The organism is Brachybacterium fresconis (genome assembly GCF_017876515.1).
GTDB lineage: Bacteria > Actinomycetota > Actinomycetes > Actinomycetales > Dermabacteraceae > Brachybacterium > Brachybacterium fresconis.
Window position 1 is genome coordinate 735,136 of the sequence record NZ_JAGIOC010000001.1, and the last position, 18,542, is coordinate 753,677.

The 18,542-nt window shown below is 70.7% G+C and carries 16 protein-coding genes; 4 read left to right on the top strand and 12 right to left on the bottom strand.

The window, feature by feature from the left end; translation table 11 throughout:
* The first annotated feature begins 87 nt into the window (after nt 1–87).
* Nucleotides 88–801, top strand: a complete 714-nt coding sequence (locus tag JOF44_RS03290) for a (deoxy)nucleoside triphosphate pyrophosphohydrolase (RefSeq protein ID WP_245348833.1) — start codon at nt 88–90, stop codon at nt 799–801.
* Between the two features lie 2 nt (nt 802–803).
* On the opposite strand, the gene JOF44_RS03295 is transcribed toward JOF44_RS03290, so the two are convergent.
* The 7 genes from JOF44_RS03295 to JOF44_RS03325 all read right to left on the bottom strand — a co-directional run bounded on the left by JOF44_RS03295 (nt 804) and on the right by JOF44_RS03325 (nt 9,879).
* Complete coding sequence (locus JOF44_RS03295) at nt 804–1,628, bottom strand: alpha/beta fold hydrolase (protein ID WP_209887369.1); 825 nt, start codon at nt 1,626–1,628, stop codon at nt 804–806.
* Nucleotides 1,629–1,763: 135 nt separating this feature from the next.
* Nucleotides 1,764–3,026 carry a metallophosphoesterase family protein gene (locus tag JOF44_RS03300; protein WP_209887372.1) on the bottom strand — a complete coding sequence of 421 codons (1,263 nt, stop codon included), beginning with the start codon at nt 3,024–3,026 and terminating at the stop codon, nt 1,764–1,766.
* Nucleotides 3,027–3,141: 115 nt separating this feature from the next.
* Nucleotides 3,142–4,323: a heparan-alpha-glucosaminide N-acetyltransferase domain-containing protein gene (locus tag JOF44_RS03305; RefSeq protein WP_209887375.1), complete on the bottom strand. Its 1,182-nt coding sequence runs from the start codon at nt 4,321–4,323 to the stop codon at nt 3,142–3,144.
* 79 nt (nt 4,324–4,402) lie between these two features.
* A complete protein-coding gene (locus JOF44_RS03310; RefSeq protein WP_209887377.1) occupies nt 4,403–6,124 on the bottom strand; it encodes a dipeptide ABC transporter ATP-binding protein in 1,722 nt (573 codons plus the stop codon).
* The gene (locus tag JOF44_RS03315; RefSeq protein WP_209887380.1) at nt 6,121–7,152 is read right to left on the bottom strand and encodes an ABC transporter permease; all 1,032 of its coding nucleotides are present in this window, start codon (nt 7,150–7,152) and stop codon (nt 6,121–6,123) included. The genes JOF44_RS03310 and JOF44_RS03315 overlap by 4 nt, the downstream gene beginning before the upstream one ends.
* A 1-nt stretch (nt 7,153) precedes the next feature.
* Nucleotides 7,154–8,242: an ABC transporter permease gene (locus JOF44_RS03320; RefSeq protein WP_209887383.1), complete on the bottom strand. Its 1,089-nt coding sequence runs from the start codon at nt 8,240–8,242 to the stop codon at nt 7,154–7,156.
* Entirely contained in the window at nt 8,239–9,879 is a 1,641-nt protein-coding gene (locus tag JOF44_RS03325; protein ID WP_209887387.1) for an ABC transporter substrate-binding protein, read from the bottom strand. The genes JOF44_RS03320 and JOF44_RS03325 overlap by 4 nt, the downstream gene beginning before the upstream one ends.
* Before the next feature lie 382 nt (nt 9,880–10,261).
* On the opposite strand from JOF44_RS03325, the gene JOF44_RS03330 reads away from it, so the two are divergent.
* Nucleotides 10,262–11,200: an SMP-30/gluconolactonase/LRE family protein gene (locus JOF44_RS03330; protein WP_342591651.1), complete on the top strand. Its 939-nt coding sequence runs from the start codon at nt 10,262–10,264 to the stop codon at nt 11,198–11,200.
* A 58-nt stretch (nt 11,201–11,258) separates the two neighbouring features.
* Here JOF44_RS03330 and JOF44_RS03335 read toward each other — a convergent pair whose 3' ends face one another.
* Nucleotides 11,259–12,224, bottom strand: a complete 966-nt coding sequence (locus JOF44_RS03335) for a squalene cyclase (RefSeq protein WP_209887393.1) — start codon at nt 12,222–12,224, stop codon at nt 11,259–11,261.
* 122 nt (nt 12,225–12,346) lie between these two features.
* Here JOF44_RS03335 and JOF44_RS03340 point away from each other — a divergent pair, with 122 nt between their 5' ends.
* Nucleotides 12,347–13,192, top strand: a complete 846-nt coding sequence (locus JOF44_RS03340) for a cation-transporting ATPase (protein WP_209887396.1) — start codon at nt 12,347–12,349, stop codon at nt 13,190–13,192.
* Between the two features lie 10 nt (nt 13,193–13,202).
* On the opposite strand, the gene JOF44_RS03345 is transcribed toward JOF44_RS03340, so the two are convergent.
* Complete coding sequence (locus tag JOF44_RS03345; protein WP_209887399.1) at nt 13,203–13,577, bottom strand: DoxX family protein; 375 nt, start codon at nt 13,575–13,577, stop codon at nt 13,203–13,205.
* Between the two features lie 177 nt (nt 13,578–13,754).
* The gene (locus JOF44_RS03350; protein ID WP_209887402.1) at nt 13,755–14,738 is read right to left on the bottom strand and encodes an NYN domain-containing protein; all 984 of its coding nucleotides are present in this window, start codon (nt 14,736–14,738) and stop codon (nt 13,755–13,757) included.
* Nucleotides 14,739–15,501: 763 nt separating this feature from the next.
* Here JOF44_RS03350 and JOF44_RS03355 point away from each other — a divergent pair.
* Nucleotides 15,502–17,103 (top strand): HNH endonuclease signature motif containing protein, encoded by a 1,602-nt coding sequence (locus JOF44_RS03355; protein WP_209887405.1) that lies wholly within the window; start codon nt 15,502–15,504, stop codon nt 17,101–17,103.
* 52 nt (nt 17,104–17,155) lie between these two features.
* Here JOF44_RS03355 and JOF44_RS03360 read toward each other — a convergent pair whose 3' ends face one another.
* Both JOF44_RS03360 and JOF44_RS03365 read right to left on the bottom strand, forming a co-directional pair.
* Nucleotides 17,156–17,494, bottom strand: a complete 339-nt coding sequence (locus tag JOF44_RS03360; RefSeq protein ID WP_209887408.1) for a cupin domain-containing protein — start codon at nt 17,492–17,494, stop codon at nt 17,156–17,158.
* An 87-nt stretch (nt 17,495–17,581) separates the two neighbouring features.
* Nucleotides 17,582–18,490: a LysR family transcriptional regulator gene (locus JOF44_RS03365; protein WP_209887411.1), complete on the bottom strand. Its 909-nt coding sequence runs from the start codon at nt 18,488–18,490 to the stop codon at nt 17,582–17,584.
* Between the last annotated feature and the right edge of the window lie 52 nt (nt 18,491–18,542).

Below are 18,542 nucleotides of genomic sequence, written 5' to 3' on the forward strand. Positions count from 1 at the left end.
GGAGCTGACCAGGGAATCTTCGCCGCCTGGGGGCGCCGGGAGCTGACGGGCACCTCGAGTGTCGCCCCCGTGCGGGAGACTGGACGCATGATGATCCATCCCGAGGAGGCGGACCCCGAGAAGGGAGTCGGCGCCGAGATCTCCTGGCAGCGCGGCACCTGCCCCCGCTGCGGCAGCGACCAGGTGATCCACCACGTGATCGGCATGCCCGTGGCGGGGGCGATGGAGTCCTCCCCGCCGTGGGTGGTCTGGGAGGGCTGCGTCGGCCTCGGCCCGGAGCGGGAGTGCCGGGCCTGCCAGCATGCCTGGTGGCCTGAGGACGTCGGCTACGCGGAGGATCCGGAGCCGTGGATCGACGGACTGACCGGCCAGGAGGAGCCGATCGACCCCGCGCCCCTGCGCGTGGTCGGTGCGGTGATCGTCGACGGGGAGCGGATCCTGGCCGCCCGGCGGAGACCGGGGAAGGCCGCCGCCGGGATGTGGGAGTTCCCCGGCGGGAAGATCGAGCGGGGCGAGTCCCCGCAGCAGGCCCTGGTCCGCGAGCTCGCCGAGGAGCTCGGCGTCCAGGTCTCGGTCGGTCACCTGATCGGCCGCGGAGAGGGTGAGGCCGGGGACCGCGACCTCCACCTGGACTGCTACTGGGTGCGCCTGGTCGGGCCGGTACCGACAGGCAGCACCGACCACGACCGGCTCGAATGGCTCGGCCGCGACGAGCTGCGGGAGCGGCAGTGGGCTCCGCCCGACGTCCCGATCGTCCAGGTGCTCCTGGCGGGGGCGCCGCCGGTCTTCGACCGACCCTGAGCTCAGCGCCCGAGGAAGTCCAGCAGCGCCTTGTTGAACTGTTCGGGATGGCTCGCGTTGAGGCCGTGCGGCCCGCCCGGGATCAGCACCAGCTCGCTGCCGGGGACCGCCTCGTGCGTCCGCTTGCCGGAGCCCTCGAAAGGCACCGTGCCGTCGGAGTCGCCGTGGATGATCAGCAGCGGCACGTCGATCGCACGCAGATCCTCCCGGAAGTCCGTGGTGGCCCAGGCCTCCATGCAGGCCAGCGCCGCCCCCTGGTCGCTCTGACGTGACATGCGCACCGCCTCGTCGACCTCGGCCTGATCGACCGCGAGCTGATCGCCCGCCGTGAAGAACCCCGTCGCGAAGTCGGCGAAGAAGGCATCGCGGTCCTGCTCGAGACCCTCGCGCAGCTGGGCGGCGGCGTCCCGGGTCAGCGGACCCTCGGGATTGTCGTCCGTCTGCAGCAGGTACGGCGGGACGGCGGACGCGAGCACTGCCGCACGCACCCGCGGACTGCCCTGGGTACCCAGGTGACGCACGACCTCGCCGCCGCCCATGGAGAAGCCCACCAGCGTCACATCGTGCACATCCAGCTGGGTGAGCACCGCCGTGAGGTCCGCGGCAAGGGTGTCGTAGTCGTAGCCGTCCTGGGGCTTGTCGGAGCGTCCGAATCCACGACGGTCATAGGTGATCACGCGGTATCCGGCCTGGTCGAGGGCGTCCCTCTGGTGGGCCCAGGACTCGCCGGAGAGCGGCCAGCCGTGGATGAGGACCACGGGGTGCCCGGAGCCCCCGCTGTCCTCGACGAACAGAGTGATCCCGTCCTGTGCGGTGACGTGCGCCATCGTCGTTCCTCTCCTCGGTGATGTCTCGACGCTATGCAGTCCTGCCCCGCAGTGCAAGCGCTCCTGCCCGGCGGTCATCGCCCCAGGACCCGGCGCCCCGGCGCAACTCCCCAGCAGCTCCTGGACCCGGACTGCTCAGCGCACCCCGTCGGGGAAGTCCGCCGGCTCCCCCGGCTGCCCGGTCTCGCCGAGGTCGATGCCGTAGTCGGAGGCGAAGCGCAGCTCGGTGCCCGCGAAGGTGCCCTCGACGTCCTCGTCGAGGTGGAACACCCGCGCGCCGCGCAGACGGTTCTCCTCCGCACCGCCCAGCCCATAGGTGCCGAAGCCGGTGCCCGGCCCGTAGCCGAGCTGGATGCCGTAGTAGTCGCCCACATAGGTGTTGATGTGGTCGTGCCCGACGAACAGGCCTCGCACATCGCCGCGCTGCAGCATCGCGGCGAACATGCCGGAGTTGAACGGGCCGGGGCACTCGTCCTCGTTGCGCTCCCCGACGATCGAGTGCTTCGCCGCCGCGCGGGCGTGATCGGCCCCGGTGCGGGCGTCGACGCTCGCGAACCACATGAAGCGGTGCTCCCACAGCGCGATGTGCTGGAACACGAGACCCGGGACCAGCTGCTTGTTCTTCGACTCCAGTCGCTGGGAGGCGTGGAGGTACCACTGGACCTGGTCGGGGCGCAGCCAGTCCCAGTCGGGGTATCCCTCGAAGTCCTGGCCGGCGATCTGCTCGGGGGCGTAGCGACCGGAGTCCAGCAGCCACAGGGCGAAGGCGTCGGCCCGCGATGCCGCGGAGCGCACGGTCAGCACCTGGTTGCCGCTGCCGGTGGTGTCCCGGGCGCCGGGGGTGTTGACGTTGTGCCGGTACTGCGCGACGAACTCCAGGTAGCCGGTCTCGTCGAGCCCGGTGGCCGCGCTGGAGTCCTCGTCGTGGTTGCCGAAGGTCAGTGCCCAGGGGATGCCGCGGTCCTCCATGGGCCGGACCACGTTGTTGATCGCCTGCTTCGCCTCCTGGGCCGTGGTGGGCGATCCGTCGATGACGTCGCCGTTGATCACCACGAAGTCCGGTGCCACGTCGTCCAGCACCGCCTCCTGCAGGGCGACGGTGCGCACATCGGTGCGGTGGCCGTCCTGGGTGTCGTTGAACTGGACGACGACGAAGGTGCCGTCGTCCCGGAAGGAGAGCTCGTCGCGCACGATGCCTTCGTTCGGTCGCAGGGGTCGGTCCGTCGGTGCGGTCGCAGCGGGCACCACCGGGGCGGGGGCCGCCGACGCGGTTCCCATCATGCCTGCCGCAGCGATGCCGGTGGCGGAGTATCGCAGCAGCGATCGGCGCGACTGCGCGGGGCGGGAGGGCGGCAGGGAGGACGGGGTCGAGGCGGCTGAGGAGGAGCGAGTGGTCATGGGGGCCTTGTCGTCGGAGGCGGGAGGTGTGCCGACCCAGACAAGCGGTCCCGCCGTACAGGGAGCCGTCCTCTCGGCGAGCATGCCGCGGCGTCCCGGCGAACGGCCGATGAACTCACCGCCGAACGGCCCGGCGGATCGCCGTGGCCAGCAGGGCCTCGAGCGGCCCGCGTCCCCCGCGTGCGGCCAGCACCCCGCCGAGGACGAGCACCCCGGCCAGATGGACGGCCAGGATCCCGGCGCCGCCGACGTACCAGGGCATCGAGCTCAGGTCCCCACCGGCCAGGAGCACGGCGGTGACCAGTGCGATGCCGGTGGCCAGCACGTGGGCGACATAGATCGTCAGCGGCGCGGCACCCGCGGCCCGCAGGCTCTGCGCGATCCTCCCGCGCACCGTGCGCAGCGACGGCAGCGGCTGCGCCGGCGGCAGCAGGCGCAGCGCCATGCCGATCAGCGCCACGGCGATGCCGCCGGTGGCGACCATGTCGGCGACGGTCCCGGTGTGCGTCGCGGCGGTGTACCAGGCTCCCGGGGTGGCGTGGCCGAGAGCGGCGGCGAGGTGGGGCACGAGGTGGGCGGCCGTCGCGGTCACCGCCCCGCCGGCCAGGGCGAGGAGGGAGAGGCGGCGGATCCGCCCGGTCTCCTGCGCGCGCAGCACGGCGCGCATCAGCACGATGCCCGTCAGCAGGTACGGGATCCAGGTGATCAGCGGGTACTGGCCGGTCAGCACCAGGCCCCGGAGCACGCCGACGGGGTCGTCCAGGCTCAGCAGCGTCACGGTGCCGAACTCGACGGGCCCGGGCACGGCCATCGCGAGCGGGTGGCCCGCGATGGTGAGCACGGCGATCACCGCGACCAGCACCCGGCTGCCGAGGAGCAGCAGCGGGGCGGTGATCATCATGGACAGCCCGAAGGGCACCAGCACCACCATCACGGGGCTGGGGACCAGCTCGAGCAGCAGGCCCAGGAGCGTCACGGCGGCGCCGCGCACCATGATCGCCAGGACCGCGCCGCGGCGGTCCCCCTCATCCAACCGCCGTCGGGAAGCCAGCACGAGGCTGCCGCCGCCGACGACGGCGAACAGGGTCGAGGATGTTCCCTCGGTCAGCAGGTGCGCGATCCGCGCCGCCGCGGCCTCCGGTCCGGTGGCGCCGGGGACGAGCGCGAGCGGGGCCAGGAGGTGCGCGCTCATCATGCCGATGACGGCGAGCAGACGGACCAGGTCGAGCGCCTCGATCCGGGTGGGAGTCGCCGGGGCCGAGGGACGGGCATCAGGGCGGGGTGGTGCGTATGTCATGCCCACCAGGGTTCCGGGACCGGCCCGGTCGGCGCGTCAGCTCGCGGGACGATCCGGAGTCCTCCCGGAGGTGGACTCCTCAGATCGCCGCTCCGCGGCCCCACTCCCGGATGAAGGCCTCGCGCCGCTCGGCCTGCTCGACGGGGTCGGGCACCGGCAGCGAGGCGATGAGCTTGCGGGTGTAGTCGTGGGAGGGCCGCTGCAGCACGTCCGGGCCGTGACCGTCCTCGACCAGCTCGCCGCGGAACAGCACCCCGATGCGATGGGCGAGCGTGTCGACCACCGCCAGATCGTGGCTGATGAACAGGGCGGCGAAGCCCAGTCGGCTCTGCAGCTCCCGGAACAGCTCGAGCACCGTGGCCTGCACGGAGACGTCCAGCGCGCTGGTCGGCTCGTCAGCGATCAGCAGCTCGGGCCCCAGCACCAGCGCCCGCGCCAGCGAGATGCGCTGACGCTGCCCGCCGGAGAGCTCGTGCGGGTAGCGGCCCGCGTAGCTCCCCGGCAGCTCCACGGCCTCCAGCAGCTCCCGCACCTGCTTCGTGTGCTCGGCAGGTCCCTGCTGGGGCTCGTGGACGATCAGCGGCTCGGCGATGCACTGCTCGATGGTCAGGTGCGGGTTGAAGGACGTGGCGGGGTCCTGGAACACGAAGCCGATCCGTCGGCGCAGGGGCTTGAAGGACTTCTCCTTCATCCCGTTCATCTCGTGGCCGAGCACCTGCAGGCTGCCGCCGGTGGTGCGCTCGAGACCGGCCATGGCACGGCCGATGGTGGTCTTGCCGGAGCCCGACTCCCCCACCAGGCCGTACACCTGGCCGGCACGGATGGTGAAGTCCACGCCCTTGACGGCGCGGAACGGAGGCCGCCCCAGCCGTCCCGGGTACTCGATGACCAGGTCCTTCGCGACGACGACCGGGTGGGCCTCGTCGATCTGCTGCTGCTGCTCGGAATCCAGCGCCGTCCACGCGGAGTTGCGGCCCAGGTGGGGCACCGCGGCCAGGAGCTTCTTGGTGTAGTCCTCCCGAGGGTGGGCGAACAGCTCCTGCGCGCCGGCGCGCTCGATCACCTTCCCGTGGTACATCACGGCCACGGAGTCGGCGAGGTCGGCGACCACGCCCATGTTGTGAGTGATCACGATGATCGAGGTGCCGAAGCGGTCCCGCACGTCCCGCAGCAGCTCCAGGATCTCGGCCTGCACGGTCACGTCCAGCGCGGTGGTCGGCTCGTCGGCGACGATCAGCTCAGCCCCCAGGGCCAGCGCCATGGCGATCATGATGCGCTGCTTCTGGCCGCCGGAGAACTCGTGGGGGTAGCGATCGATGCGCTCGATCGGGTCGGGGATGCCCACCTTCTCCAGCGCCGCGACCGCCTCTGCGCGGATCTCCTTGCGGGTCATCCCGGGTCGGTGCGCCCGCAGCCCCTCCCCGATCTGCCACCAGATGGGGAAGACCGGATTCATGGCGCTGGAGGGCTCCTGGAAGATCATCGAGACGTCCTCGCCGCGCAGCGCCCGCAGCTGCGCTCCGCTGAGGCTCACCACGTCGGTGCCGGAGACCAGCACCGCCCCGGTCGCCTCGGCGGTCTCCGGCAGCAGCCCCAGGATCGAGCGGGCGGTGACGGACTTGCCGGAGCCGGACTCGCCGACGATCGCGAGGATCTCTCCCGGGGCGACCTCGACGTCCATCGTGTCGACCGCGTGGACGTCCCCGCCGTCGGTCGCGAAGTGGATGTCGAGATCCCGGATCGCGAGGCGCGGGACCGCCTGCGGGTCCTGCGTGTCCTGCGTGCTCTGCGTGCCGCTCATGCCGCCGCCTTCCGTCGAGCGCGCGAGCGCTTCTTCCGCGTGCGCAGACGCGGATCGTTGAGGTCGTTGATGGACTCGCCCACCAGGGTCACGCCGAGCACGGCGGCCACGATGGCCAGACCCGGGAACAGGCCGGTCCACCAGATCCCGCTGGTCGCGTCGGCCATCGCGCGGTTGAGGTCGTAGCCCCACTCGGCGGCGCTGGTCGGCTCGATGCCGAAGCCCAGGAATCCGAGCGCGGCCAGGGTCAGGATCGCCTCGGAGGAGTTCAGCGTGAAGATCAGCGGCAGGGTGCGGGTGGCGTTGCGCAGCAGGTGCGTGCCCATGACGCGCTTGTGCCCGGTGCCGATGACCTTCGCGGCCTCCACGAAGGGCTCCGCCTTCAGCTGGACCACCTCGGCGCGGATCACCCGGAAGTACTGCGGGACGAACACGACGGTGATGGAGATGGCGGCGGCCAGGATGCCGCCCCAGGCGTTGGACTGCCCGCCGGAGATGACGATCGACATGACGATCGCCAGCAGCAGCGAGGGGAAGGCGTAGATCGCGTCGGCCAGCATCACCAGCACGCGGTCCAGCCAGCCGCCGAGGTAGCCCGACAGCAGGCCCACGGCCGAGCCGAGGAACAGGGAGGCCACGACCGCGCAGACCATGACGGCCACCGCCGTGCGGGTCCCCCAGATCACCCTGGAGAGCACGTCGAAGCCGGTCACGGTGGTGCCCAGCAGGTGCTCGGCCGACGGGGGCTGCTGGCCGCCGAAGCGCTCGCCGTCGACCCCGGTCTGGGCGAAGCCGTAGGGCGCCACCAGCGGGGCGAACAGGGCGGTCAGCAACAGGCCGATCACCAGCACCAGTCCGGTGATGAGCATGCCGCGCTGCAGCCCGACGCTGCCGCGCAGGTGCGAGATGACCGGCAGGCGCAGGATCCAGGAGGAGCGGGCCCGGGCGGCGACGCGGGTGGATTCCGCGGCGAGGTCGTGGTCGGCGCCGCCGTCTTCTCCCGGCGGGACGGGGTTCGAGAGCGTCATGTCAGTACCTCACTCGGGGGTCGATGAGGGCGGCGACGACGTCGACCAGGAAGTTGGAGATCGCCACGATGACGGCGAGCATCATGACGATGCCCTGCACGGCCACGTAGTCGCGGGCCTTCATGTACTCGGCGAGCATGTAACCCAGCCCGTTCCACTCGAAGGTGGTCTCGGTCAGCACCGCGCCGCCCAGCATCATCGCGATCTGCATGCCCATCACGGTCACGATCGGGATCAGCGCCGGACGCAGGGCGTGCCGGGTGGTCAACCGCCGCTCGGCCACGCCGCGGGAGCGGGCGGAGTCGATGTACTGCATCTCCAGCGTGCCGATCATGTTGGTGCGCACCAGGCGCAGGAAGATGCCGCCGGTGAGCACGCCGAGCGCGATGGCGGGCAGCACCGCATGCTTCGTGACGTCGAGGAGCAGGTCGACGTTCCCCAGTCGCAGCGCGTCCAGCAGGTAGAACGGCGACGGGTTCAGGATCGAGCTCATGGTCAGCTCGCCGCGGGTCGAGAGCCGTCCGGCGACGGGCAGCCAGTCCAGGCCCACGGAGAACACGAGTTTGAGCAGCAGGCCCACGAAGAACACGGGCGTCGCGTAGCCCAGGATCGCCACGATCCGCAGCACCGCGTCCGGCCAGCGGTCGCGCGTGCGGGCCGCGATCATGCCCAGGGGCACGCCGGCCACCAGAGCGACCACCACGGCGTAGACCACCAGTTCGAAGGTCGCTCCGCCGTAGGTGGTGAGGATCTGAGAGACCGGGGTGCCGTCGGTGTAGGAGGTGCCGAAGTCCCCTCGGAGCACGCCGCCGAGGTAGTCGACGTACTGCACGATCAGCGGGCGGTCGTAGCCGGCCTCGGCACGGCGCTCCGCGAGCTGTTCAGGGGTCAGCCGGCCGCCCAGGGCCGCCGTGATCGGGTCGCCCGTGATCCTCATCAGGAAGAACACGACCGTCATCAGGATGAACACGGTCGGGATGATGAGCAGGAACCGCACCAGGATGTAGCGGCCGAGACCTCCCGAGCGCTCGCGCTTGCGCGCGGGTCGGGGGGTGGTGGGCTCGACCGTCGTATCGGGTTCCGCGCTCACTTGCTGATCGGAGCGACGCGGAACTTGAAGGACGAGTCCAGCGTGACGCCCTCGACCTCGGCCGTGGACACGGCGATCTGGGCACCCTGCAGCAGAGGCAGGGTCGAGATCTCCTCGGCCACGATGTCCTGGATCTGAACGAACAGCGCCTCGCGCTCCGCCTCGTCCTGGGTGCCGCGCTGCTGCGCGATCAGCTGGTCGACCTTCTCGTTCGAATAGTGGTTGACCAGGAAGTTGTCCGTGGCGAAGAACGGCGAGAGGTAGTTGTCCGCGTCCGAGTAGTCGGGGAACCAGCCCAGCTGGTAGGCCGGGTAGACGTCGCTGGTGCGATCCTTGTTGTACTGCACCCACTCGGTGGACTTCAGGTCCACCACGAACAGCTCGTCGGCCTCCAGCTGCGCCTTCACCGCCGCGTACTCGTCGCCCGAGGAGGCGCCGTAGTGGTCGGGGTTGTACTGCAGGCTGAGCTGCACCGGGATCTCGACGCCGGCGTCCTCGAGGCGCTTCTTCGCGCGAGCGGCGTCGGGGCCGCCCTCGCCGTCGCCGTACATGTCCTTGAACTGGGTGCCGGAGCCCGGCAGACCCTCGGGGATGTAGGAGTACAGCGGCGTGTAGGTGCCCTTGTAGACCGACTCCGAGATCGCCGCACGATCCAGGAGATCGGCGGCGGCCTGGCGGACGGCCTGCGACTTGGCCGGATCGGCGTTGTCGGTCTTGGTGCCGTAGGGCATCGTGGCGAAGTTGAACACGATGTAGCGGATCTCGCCGCCGGGGCCCTCGTGCACGGTCACTGCGTCCTTCGTCGAGAGGTCCTCGATGGCGGTGGCGGACAGCGAGCGCCACACGCAGTCGATGTTGCCCTCCTGGATGTCCAGCCTCATATTGCTCTGGTCGGCGTAGTAGGACATCGACACCTTCTGCGTGGCAGGTGCGCCGAAGATGCCCTTGTAACCGTCGAAGGCCTGGTAGGAGACCAGATCGTTGATCTTCCAGCTGGTGATCTGGTAGGGGCCGCAGAACGCGCCGCCGTCGACGATGTCGTTGTCGGAAAGCACCTCGTCGGCGGGGAAGACGTCGGCGTCGACGATGGGTCCGGCCGGGCTGCACAGCACGTACGGGAAGGTCTGGTCGTTGGGCTCGGTCAGGTGGAACTCGACGGTGAGGTCGTCGACGGCCACGACCTCCTCGAGGTTCCCCAGCAGGCTCGAGGGACCGTTGGGATCGGCGATCTTCAGCTGCCGGTCGAAGGTGTGCTTGACGTCCTCGCTGGTCAGCTCGTTGCCATTGGCGAAGGTCAGGCCCTCCTGGAGCGTGACGGTGTAGACGTTCTCGCTGGTGAACTCCCCGGACTCGGCGAGGTCGGGCTCGGGCTTGCCGTCCTCGGAGCCGATGGACGTGCCCATCAGGTAGCCGTAGCACTGGGTCCACACCGTCGAGGACCCGTTGTCGTAGGCGGCCGCCGGATCCAGGGCGGTGACCTTGTCGGTGGTGCCGACGGTGAGGGCGCCCGACCCGTCGCCGCCACCGCTGCCGCCGCCGTCGTCCGCGGTCTTCGCGCAGGCGGACAGCAGGACGGGGACCCCCGCCATGGACAGCAGCACTGCCCGTCGCCTCGGGGTGAAAGCGGCATCGAACATGGGGTTCCTCCAGGGGTGAAGCGGTCCGCGGGATCACGGCTCTGTGAGGCGCCGGCGGTTGCTTGTGACGTGACGCACCGGTGCGTGTGCCCTGAAACGTAGCAGTGACACGCAGGAGCATCGAATCCCTGGAGGGCATCCGCTGACCTGTGACGGAAACGTTATCCGACCGCTCGGATGGGCCGGCCGGCCTTCCCTGCCGTCCGACGACCACCGTCCCTGCCGCTCGATGCCCGCCTGACGCGCCGTCCTTCGCCCCGCCCGACTCGTCGTCCGACACGCCGGTCCGGACGTGCAGACTTCCCCGATGCGGTGCGGAGACGTCTCGGATCGGGAGAATGGGCAGGGCGAACCGAGCCGAGGACGACCCGAGGAGACCCCCGTGACCGATCACCGCTCCACCCTGCTGGCCGATGGCGCCTCTGTCGAGCAGGTGGCCACCGGCGCCACCTGGGCCGAGGGTCCGGTGTGGATCCCGGGTCGCCGTGCAGTGCGCTTCAGCGACATCCACGACGACCGGATCCTGGAGTACTCCGAGCAGAGCGGGGAGCTGACGGTGTTCAGCGCTGCCGCCGAGTACACCAACGGGCGCACCCTGGACCTCGCCGGGCACGTCGTGGAGTGCTCCCACGGCCGCCGCGCGATCCAGCGCGACACCGCCGTCGGCCCCGGACGCCCTCCCGCGCCGACCACGCTCGTGGACCGCTTCGGACCCCACCGCCTGAACTCCCCCAACGATGTGGTCGTCGCCTCCGACGGGGCGATCTGGTTCACCGACCCCGCCTACGGCATCAAGCGACCCGTCGAGGGGCATGCCGGCGAGGAGGAGTACGGCGACCGCTACGTGTTCCGCTACGACGAGGCCGCCGACACCCTCACCCCGGTGGTGATCGACGTGGAGGCGCCCAACGGGCTGGCCTTCTCCCCCGACGAGTCGCTGCTGTACGTCGCCGACTCCTCGCTCTCACCCGCCGACGAGTCCGACCCGTTCCCCGATCGTCCTCACGGCCATGCGATCCACGTGTACGACGTCGTCGACGGGCGGCAGGCGAAGAACGGCCGCATCCTCACGGAGGTCTCCCCCGGATTGCCCGACGGGATCCGGGTGGACGTCGAGGGGCGGATCTGGAGCTCGAGCCTGTCCGAGGTGCAGGTCTTCGCCCCCACCGGCGAGCGCCTGCTGGACCTGCCGGTGCCGGAGAAGACGGCGAACCTGTGCTTCGGCGGCGACGACGGGCACACGCTCTACGTGGTCGCGAGCACGAGCCTGTACCGGATCCGCACCACGACGCGGGATGCGGTGGCCCTCGCGCGCTCCTGACAGCTTTTATCGGTTGTGTCTGTCGATACAGCAGAAAGCGACGTGGATGCGTCCCCGATCAGCCCGGCAGCTCGTTCCACCACCGCAGCACCCGCAGCGCCTGCAGGGTCAGCCAGGGAGAGGGCTCGCCCAGCGGGACGTCGATCTCGAACCACACCTGGCCGGGCAGGACCTTCTGCTGGAGCCAGGTGCCGTCGCTCTGCTGCGCCTCGCGGACCATCTCGACCGCCTCGGCCATCCGCGGATCTCGTCGGCCCGCGAGGCGGAAGTGGTCCAGCGCCCGCAGCGCGGAATAGATGTGGCGCGGCGGGTAGAGGAAGTGATCCACCCAGGGTCCGAGGAGCTCCCCGGTGCTCAGGCGCCGGGTCAGGTGCCGCTCGAGCAGGTACTCCTCCCCCGACGCGCGCGCCGCGCGGGTGGCCTCGGTGCCGCCGGTGGCCTGCTCGTGGATCAGCAGGGCGCGCAGAGCGTTGAGCGTGGAGTGGACGCTCGAGCGCACCGAGCCGTTCACCCACTCGCAGTTCCAGCCGCCGTCGGGCTGGAGATGCTCGACGAACCAGGTCGCGAGATCCTCGACGTCGGCCCCGAGCCAGAGCCCGTTGGCCAGCGTCATCGCATTGATGCAGCAGTCGACCTCGCCGCCCCAGTACGGCAGGCTGCGGTCGTGCTCCCAATGGGAGTTCTTCGCCAGCAGCGCAGCGGTGTCGCGCTCGATCAGCGGCGCCGCGTCCATCCCCCACTCGCGCAGGGTGGTCAGCGTCCAGGTGGTCGCGGTCCAGGGCTGGCCGGGCAGGGTGCTGCTCTCGGGGTCCTCGAGGAATCCGGCCGGGAAGAACGCGCCGCCTGCCCACTGCCCGTCGGGGTCCTGCCGCTCCAGCAGGGCGGCCCCGAATCCCTCGTGGGGGATCCGGGCACGGGTGGCCTCCCACCGCTCGGTCGGGGCGTCGAGCAGGTCGCGCTCGACCTGCCAGCGCAGCGCGGGGTCGGTGTCCAGGAGCCAGGAGATGACGTCGGTGGGTGCCATGGGGTGATCTTCGCATCGCGTCCGGAGAGCTGTCACGGCGTACTCGGGCGACGCGGAGGTTCGTCCCCCAGGATTCGTCCCGTGCCCGGCGCCCCGGGCGCGCCCCGACCGGAAGGACTCTCATGAGCACCTTCGACCGACTGGCCGGCATGGCCCGCAAGGCCCTCGACTCGAGGACGACTTCCTCCCGCGACGCGGGAACGCGACCTGGTGCACGATCAGGGGCGGGATCCGGCGGGAGCTCCGACTGGCGCTCGATGGTCCGCCGCGCCTCCGATGCGATCACGGGCGAGAGCGACCAGCGCTCCGGCCCGGCTCCGTCGGCCGCGGCATCCGGACCCGCACCGTCGGCGGCGTCCGAGGAGGACCGTCGTGCGATCGCCCGCTACGACTACCTGGTGCGCACCGCGGCGCCCGACCAGCTCGAGCGCGTCCACCGCGAGGCCTTCGAGCGCCTGACCCCTCAGCAGCGCACCCAGTTGACCGCCTCGATGCGTTCCGAGCTGCCCGAGCCCGAGCGGCCCCGCACGGACGCCCCGGACGACCTCGCCCGGTCCGCGACCCGGCTCGGCGCTATGGACCCTCGACGGCTCACGGGCTTGCTGGGGCGTTCCGGACGCTCCCGGTCCGGTGCCGGAGCAACCGGCGCCGGGGCCCTCGGTGTCGGGGCGGTCGGCGCAGCCGGCGGGCTGCTCGGCGTCGTGGCCGGTGGTGCGATCGCCACCGGGGTCGGAGGCTCCCTGCTGCAGGAGGCCGTCGCCTCGGGCATCGACGTCGACTCCCTCACCGCAGGCCTGGAGGCGGATCTGGGCGGACTGACCGAAGGGCTCGAGGGCCTTGCGAGCGCCGAGGACGCCGAGGGTCTTGCCGACGGAGTCGGCGGCGGCATCTCGGATGCCGGGGACAGAGTCTCCGGCATCGGCGAGAAGTTCTCCGACATCGGGGTCGGAGACCTCTTCAACCGCTGATCAGAGCTCGTCAGAGCGGGACCGGGCCGAAGCGGGACCAGGCCACGAAGACGGAGACGATCGCGAGGACGATGGAGGGCAGCGCCTTGGCCAACCCGTCGCCGCGGCGGATGTGCACGAGGGCCGCGAAGACCATGGTGATCGCGAGCCCTGCGGCGGCCAGCGCCACCAGGACCGGCAGGACGCCGGTGACGGCGGGAAGTATCAGGCCGAAGGCGCCGAGGATCTCGAGCACGCCGATCCCGAGGATCACGCTGTGCGGGAAGTCCTCGACGTACGGGGTGCGCTCGATCTGCTGGTCTCGTGCGGTCAGGAGCTTCGCGGCACCCGACGCGGCGAACACCGCGGCGAGCACGAAGGCGAAGATCCACAGGAGCATGTTCATGACAGCGCCTCCTTCATCGGGAACTCGAGTATCTCTCGTCGCGGTGCGCTCTGTCACACGAACGGGACTGCGACCTGGCGGGAGAGCTGGTCGGTGACCTCACGGGCGGACGTGCCGACGAGCTGACCGATCAGTCAGCCGGTCCAGTCCGTCGGCCCGGTCAGTCCGTCAGCCCGGTCAGTCCGTCGGCCGCACCAGGCGGTCGTGGCCCGACTCCTCCAGCTCCGCGATATCGGAATGGGCCTTGAGGAAGGCGGAGAAGGTGCGGAAGCCGAGGGCCTTCTCGCTGAACGAGGGGTCCATGCGGCGCATGTGCGACTTCACGGCGGAGCTGTGCAACCACTCGCTGTCGCCGCGACCGCCGAGCTGCAGGGCGCGCTGGAGCAGACGCGTGGCCGCTTCACCGGGATCCTCGGTGATCTCTTCGTCGTCCGCCTCGTCGACCGTCTCGTCGGCCGCCCCGTCGGCGTTCTCGGAGGGGTCGGAGGGCCCGGCCCCTCCGCCGCTGGAGCGTGAGCCTCTGCCCCGCCCGCGACCGTCGGAGTCCCCCGTGCCCTGCCCGCGCCGGGACCGGGTGGATGCTGCCGGCTCGGGCCGCTCGATGCCGGGGAGGTTGTCATAGGACTCGAACTCGTCGCAGGCCGCGGCCAGGGACTTCGCCGTCGAACCCGCTACCCCGATGCCGATCACGTAGCGTCCCAGGCGCCGGCAGCGCTGGGCGAGCGGCACGTAGTCGGAGTCCCCGCCGACGATCACCACGTGGGTGAGGTCGGGGATGCGGAACATGTCCTCGACGGTGTCCACGGCCAGGCGGATGTCCGCCCCGTTCTTCGCGTAGGCGGCAGCGGGGAAGAGCTGGACCAGGTCCACGGCGCGGGCGACCAGCTGCGAGCGATAGTCGGCGTTGACGGGCGCGGACCAGTCGGCGTAGGCGCGGGTGAGCATGAGAGAGCCGAAGGAGGCGGCGTAGTCGATCACCGCGCCGACGTCGACCGTCGCCGCGGCGAGGCGTTCGGCGACCCCGGGGGCCGACGGGTCCTCGGCGATCTTCTGGCGGTCCCGGCTGTAGGCGTTGCGTCCGTGCACGCGGTCGTACCAGGACATGACGATGTTGTCGAAGTCGAGGTAGACGGCGACGCGGGGATCGGTGGGTTCAGCCATGGCACCAGTCTGCCCCCGCGAGCGGGTGTGATGGCGGAGCGCCGGTCGTGCGGGTGTCGGACGGGCGGCGACGGGGGCGTCGGGCACATGACGGAGCGAGCGCCGGACGGGAGCTTCGGGCACATGGCAGAGCGAGCGCCGGACGGGCGGCGGCGTGGGTGTCACGCGCATGGCGGTCCGGGAGTCGGACGGGCGAAATCCCCCGGAGCTGCGGGGAATCCGACACGCAGATACCCCTGATGCGCGTAGGAGAAGATCAATCTTCACATCACCACGACATACATTCCTGCGCACCCATTGCACCATATCCAGGTGACATTCTAGAGCTCGTCATCGTCGAGCTCCAGGAGGCTCCTTCGCACCCTCGTCGCACGGTGCCTCGGCGCCTCGGCGCCTCCGGTGCGACCGTCCCCATCGTCCGACGTCACGATCCCCGGACGGAGCAAGCCCGTCGCACCAGCTCACCTCCCTCGATCCTGCCGCACGAGCACTCGCCCGCAGGCGTCACCACGCACGAGTGCGGACCGGACGCGCATCCCTTCCGTCAACCCGATCACGGTAATTGTGGACAACTCATGACGGTGGAGGAACGATTCATCCTTCCTCCACAGGCACCCTTTTTCCACATCCTGTGGATACTCTTCGGGAACATCCCCCACTTTGTCCACAACTCTTCTTTTTATGGGCGTCGAACGGTAGGGTCGAGTCATATCGAATGCACATCCGAGAGCAGGGAAGCCCGGACGGGAAGGAGGTAAGGGTCATGAGCGCGATCGTGAGCGCCCCGTCGGCCGATGGGGACGACGAACTGGATGGCTTCGACGCCTCGGATCTCGCCTTCCTCGCCTCCCTCCCCCAGCGCCTCCGTCAGGTCGGCGCCCATAAGCCCTTGACCCGGGAAGACCTGCCCACGCGCGGGAAGAGCACGAAGGCTCCCCGGCTCAGCGACGCCACACAGCTCGCCTGGGACGCCGAGACGAGCAGCGCTCGTGCCCTGGCCTCCCGGTACCGCGCTGTGGCGGCCCTGTACACCTGCGAGGCGGAGGGCGATGAGTCCTGCGACCAGGAGGATCTCGACACGATCCGGACCGCTCTCGCCCTGCGGGTGACCGATGGCGCAGCCCGCTGGGAGCTGCGCACCGCCCGCCAGGCCGTCGACCAGTTCCCCCGCACTCTGGAGCGACTGGAGTCCGGGCGCTTCCCCTCGACGTGGTTCACGCGGATGCTGCGGACGGCCCAGAACCTGAGCGACGAATCGCGACGCAAGATCGACGTGGCGATCGCGACGTGGTCCGTGGACATCACCGCTGAGCGCTTCATCACCCTGCTCAATGCCCTCGTCCAACTCATGGGACAACGCGAGGAGGATGCGGAGGAGGAGCCGCCGGAGCCCGTGCGCACGGTGGAGCTCGCCCCAGATGCCGTCCCGGGGAACGGTTCGATCACCTTCCGTGGCCCGATCCCGGAGATTCTCGCCTATTGGAAGAGGTTGGATGAGGCCGGTCGCGCGCTCCGGTCCGAGCAGCGCAGAGCACTCCGCGAGGGCACCGAGATCCCCTTCGACATCGACGAGATCGCCGCCCGGACGGGTCGCCCGGTCCCGCTCGACCGATTGCGCTTCGAGCTTGCGCTGCAGGCGCCCTTCGACACGGACGGTGTGCACGTGCCCGCGGAGCGGTTCCGCCTCAACATCACGGTGCCGATGCTGACTCTGCTCGGTGCCTCGGACGCCCCGGGCATGGTCGAGGGTCGCTCCCCCGTCCCGCCGCGGATGGCACGCTCCCTCGCGGGCGCCGAGAACACCTGGTACCGCGTGCTCACCGATCCCGGCACCGGCGCCTTCCTGCCGTGTCCCGCCCAGAAGTACCACCCGGACAGATCCATGCTCGAGCACCTGCGGCTGCGGAACGCGACCTGCGCCGTGCCGGGCTGCACCCGCTCCACCTCGTGGGCCTCGGAGGCCGATCACATCGAGGAGTACGACCACGTGGACCCCACCCGGGGCGGCCTCACCGAGGTCGAGAACCTGCACCTGCTGTGCTGGAGGCACCACGTCCAGAAGACCCAGGGCCTGCTCGATCCCGACCGACTGCCGAGCAACGGCACCGGCCCGGGACGCACCCGGTGGGCCGTCGGCCGGTCCGGGGACCACACGATCACCACCGACGACGTCGACCTCGCCACCCGCATCGCGGTGCGGGAGCTAGAGCGCATCTGGGAGCACCATCAGGCTCGGAAGAGCTCCCGACCTTCGGCCTCCCCACCCGAGACGCCTCCGGCAGAACCTCCGACGCCCCCGCCGCCCGCGGCGCCGCCGGAGATCCCGCCCGGGCCGTGGGACCCGGATGATCCCCCGCCGTTCTGATCGGTATCACCCGACCCCGGGGCGTTCCTGCGCGCTCCGGGGCACGAGTGCGTCAGCGGCGCTGGATCTGCAGCGATCGGCGGCGCCGGTGCACGGTGAGGTATTCGAGTCCATCGTCCCCGGCGCGGAAGCCGCGCACCGTGCGGCGGGGCAGGAGCGCGACGTCCCCGGGCCGCAGGGGCTCTTCGGCGTCCTCGGTGACCAGAGTCCCGCTGCCGCTGACCACATGGATCAGCGTGTCCACCTCGGCACCGACATGGGGGTCGATCCCGTCCCCGGCGGGCAGGCGGATCAGATTCGAATCCAGCTCGCGCTCCGGCTCCACGATGGACCACGCGGCACCGCGGCGCGGCTGCTCAGGCAGGTCAGAGGTATTGGTCAGGACAGGCATGTCGTCGGCTCCCGGTTCTCGATGTCGCCTTCGAACGTACCCGCTCCGGGGCCCCGGACGTGGCGGCGAAAAGGGTCCTCGGTGCGCTCACAGGGCTGGTCGCGTGGGTGCCGTCGCCACGGCGACGAGATCCGCGGCCGGTCCGGTGAGACGCCGCGGCCCCGTCCACACAGCGGTCAGGGGCCGGCGCAGCCGTTCCCCCTGGACCGGCACGCGGTGCAGCTGTCCCGTCTCCAGCAGGGAGCGGACGGCCAGCATGCTCAGCACGGCGGGGCCCGCCCCGGAGCTGACCGCCACCCGCACCGCCGCGTTGCTGCTGAGCTCCTGGACGGGCGCGGTGCGAGCGGCCGACGGCACCAGCTCCTCGAAGGCTTCCCGCGTCCCCGATCCACCCTCCCGCACCACCAGCGCGGTCGCCGCCAGCTCCTGGAGGCCGACCGGCTCGTCCCGCGACGCCCAGGGGTGGTGCGGGGCGACCACCACCACGAGCTCGTCCTCGCGCAGGTCCTGAGCGTGCACCCAGCGCGGCACATGCGGGGTCTCGATGAATCCCAGCTGCAGCTGCCCGCCGCGGACCTGTTCGAGCACCTGCGTCGAATTCAGCACCCGAAGGTCCACCCGCACCCGAGCACTGGTGCGGCGCAGCTCGGTGAGCCAGGCCGGCATGAGGTGCTCCGCGATCGTCATGCTCGCCCCGACCTGCAGCTCGAGCGTGTCCTCGTCGCGGCTGTGGTGCAGCCAGCCCGTGAAATCCGCGGCGGCCTCCAGCAGCTCGCGGGCGTGGGCGGCATAGAGCAGGCCGGCCGACGTCGGGCGCGCACCACGCGGATGACGATCCAGCAGCGCCATCCCTGCCTGGGACTCCAGCTGGGCGATCATGCGACTCGCGTTCGGCTGGTACATGCCCAGGCGGCGGGCACCCGCGCCGAGCCCGCCCTCGTCGACCACCGCGACGAACAGGGCGAGAGCCGGCAGATTCGGCAGCGGAGCAGACATATGGGAATGATATGCCCTGATCCGGATCTGCCGTCTACCGGGCCGGACCCCC

Excerpts from the sequence above, each read along its gene's own strand:
- JOF44_RS03355 (WP_209887405.1), top strand. The coding sequence starts at position 15,502 with ATGAGCGCGATCGTGAGCGCCCCGTCGGCCGATGGGGACGACGAACTG.
- JOF44_RS03310 (WP_209887377.1), bottom strand. The coding sequence starts at position 6,124 with ATGAGCGGCACGCAGAGCACGCAGGACACGCAGGACCCGCAGGCGGTC.
- JOF44_RS03335 (WP_209887393.1), bottom strand. The coding sequence starts at position 12,224 with ATGGCACCCACCGACGTCATCTCCTGGCTCCTGGACACCGACCCCGCG.
- JOF44_RS03350 (WP_209887402.1), bottom strand. The coding sequence starts at position 14,738 with ATGGCTGAACCCACCGATCCCCGCGTCGCCGTCTACCTCGACTTCGAC.
- JOF44_RS03360 (WP_209887408.1), bottom strand. The coding sequence starts at position 17,494 with ATGCCTGTCCTGACCAATACCTCTGACCTGCCTGAGCAGCCGCGCCGC.
- JOF44_RS03295 (WP_209887369.1), bottom strand. The coding sequence starts at position 1,628 with ATGGCGCACGTCACCGCACAGGACGGGATCACTCTGTTCGTCGAGGAC.
- JOF44_RS03325 (WP_209887387.1), bottom strand. The coding sequence starts at position 9,879 with ATGTTCGATGCCGCTTTCACCCCGAGGCGACGGGCAGTGCTGCTGTCC.
- JOF44_RS03290 (WP_245348833.1), top strand. The coding sequence starts at position 88 with ATGATGATCCATCCCGAGGAGGCGGACCCCGAGAAGGGAGTCGGCGCC.
- JOF44_RS03305 (WP_209887375.1), bottom strand. The coding sequence starts at position 4,323 with ATGACATACGCACCACCCCGCCCTGATGCCCGTCCCTCGGCCCCGGCG.
- JOF44_RS03345 (WP_209887399.1), bottom strand. The coding sequence starts at position 13,577 with ATGAACATGCTCCTGTGGATCTTCGCCTTCGTGCTCGCCGCGGTGTTC.
- JOF44_RS03365 (WP_209887411.1), bottom strand. The coding sequence starts at position 18,490 with ATGTCTGCTCCGCTGCCGAATCTGCCGGCTCTCGCCCTGTTCGTCGCG.
- JOF44_RS03340 (WP_209887396.1), top strand. The coding sequence starts at position 12,347 with ATGAGCACCTTCGACCGACTGGCCGGCATGGCCCGCAAGGCCCTCGAC.
- JOF44_RS03300 (WP_209887372.1), bottom strand. The coding sequence starts at position 3,026 with ATGACCACTCGCTCCTCCTCAGCCGCCTCGACCCCGTCCTCCCTGCCG.
- JOF44_RS03315 (WP_209887380.1), bottom strand. The coding sequence starts at position 7,152 with ATGACGCTCTCGAACCCCGTCCCGCCGGGAGAAGACGGCGGCGCCGAC.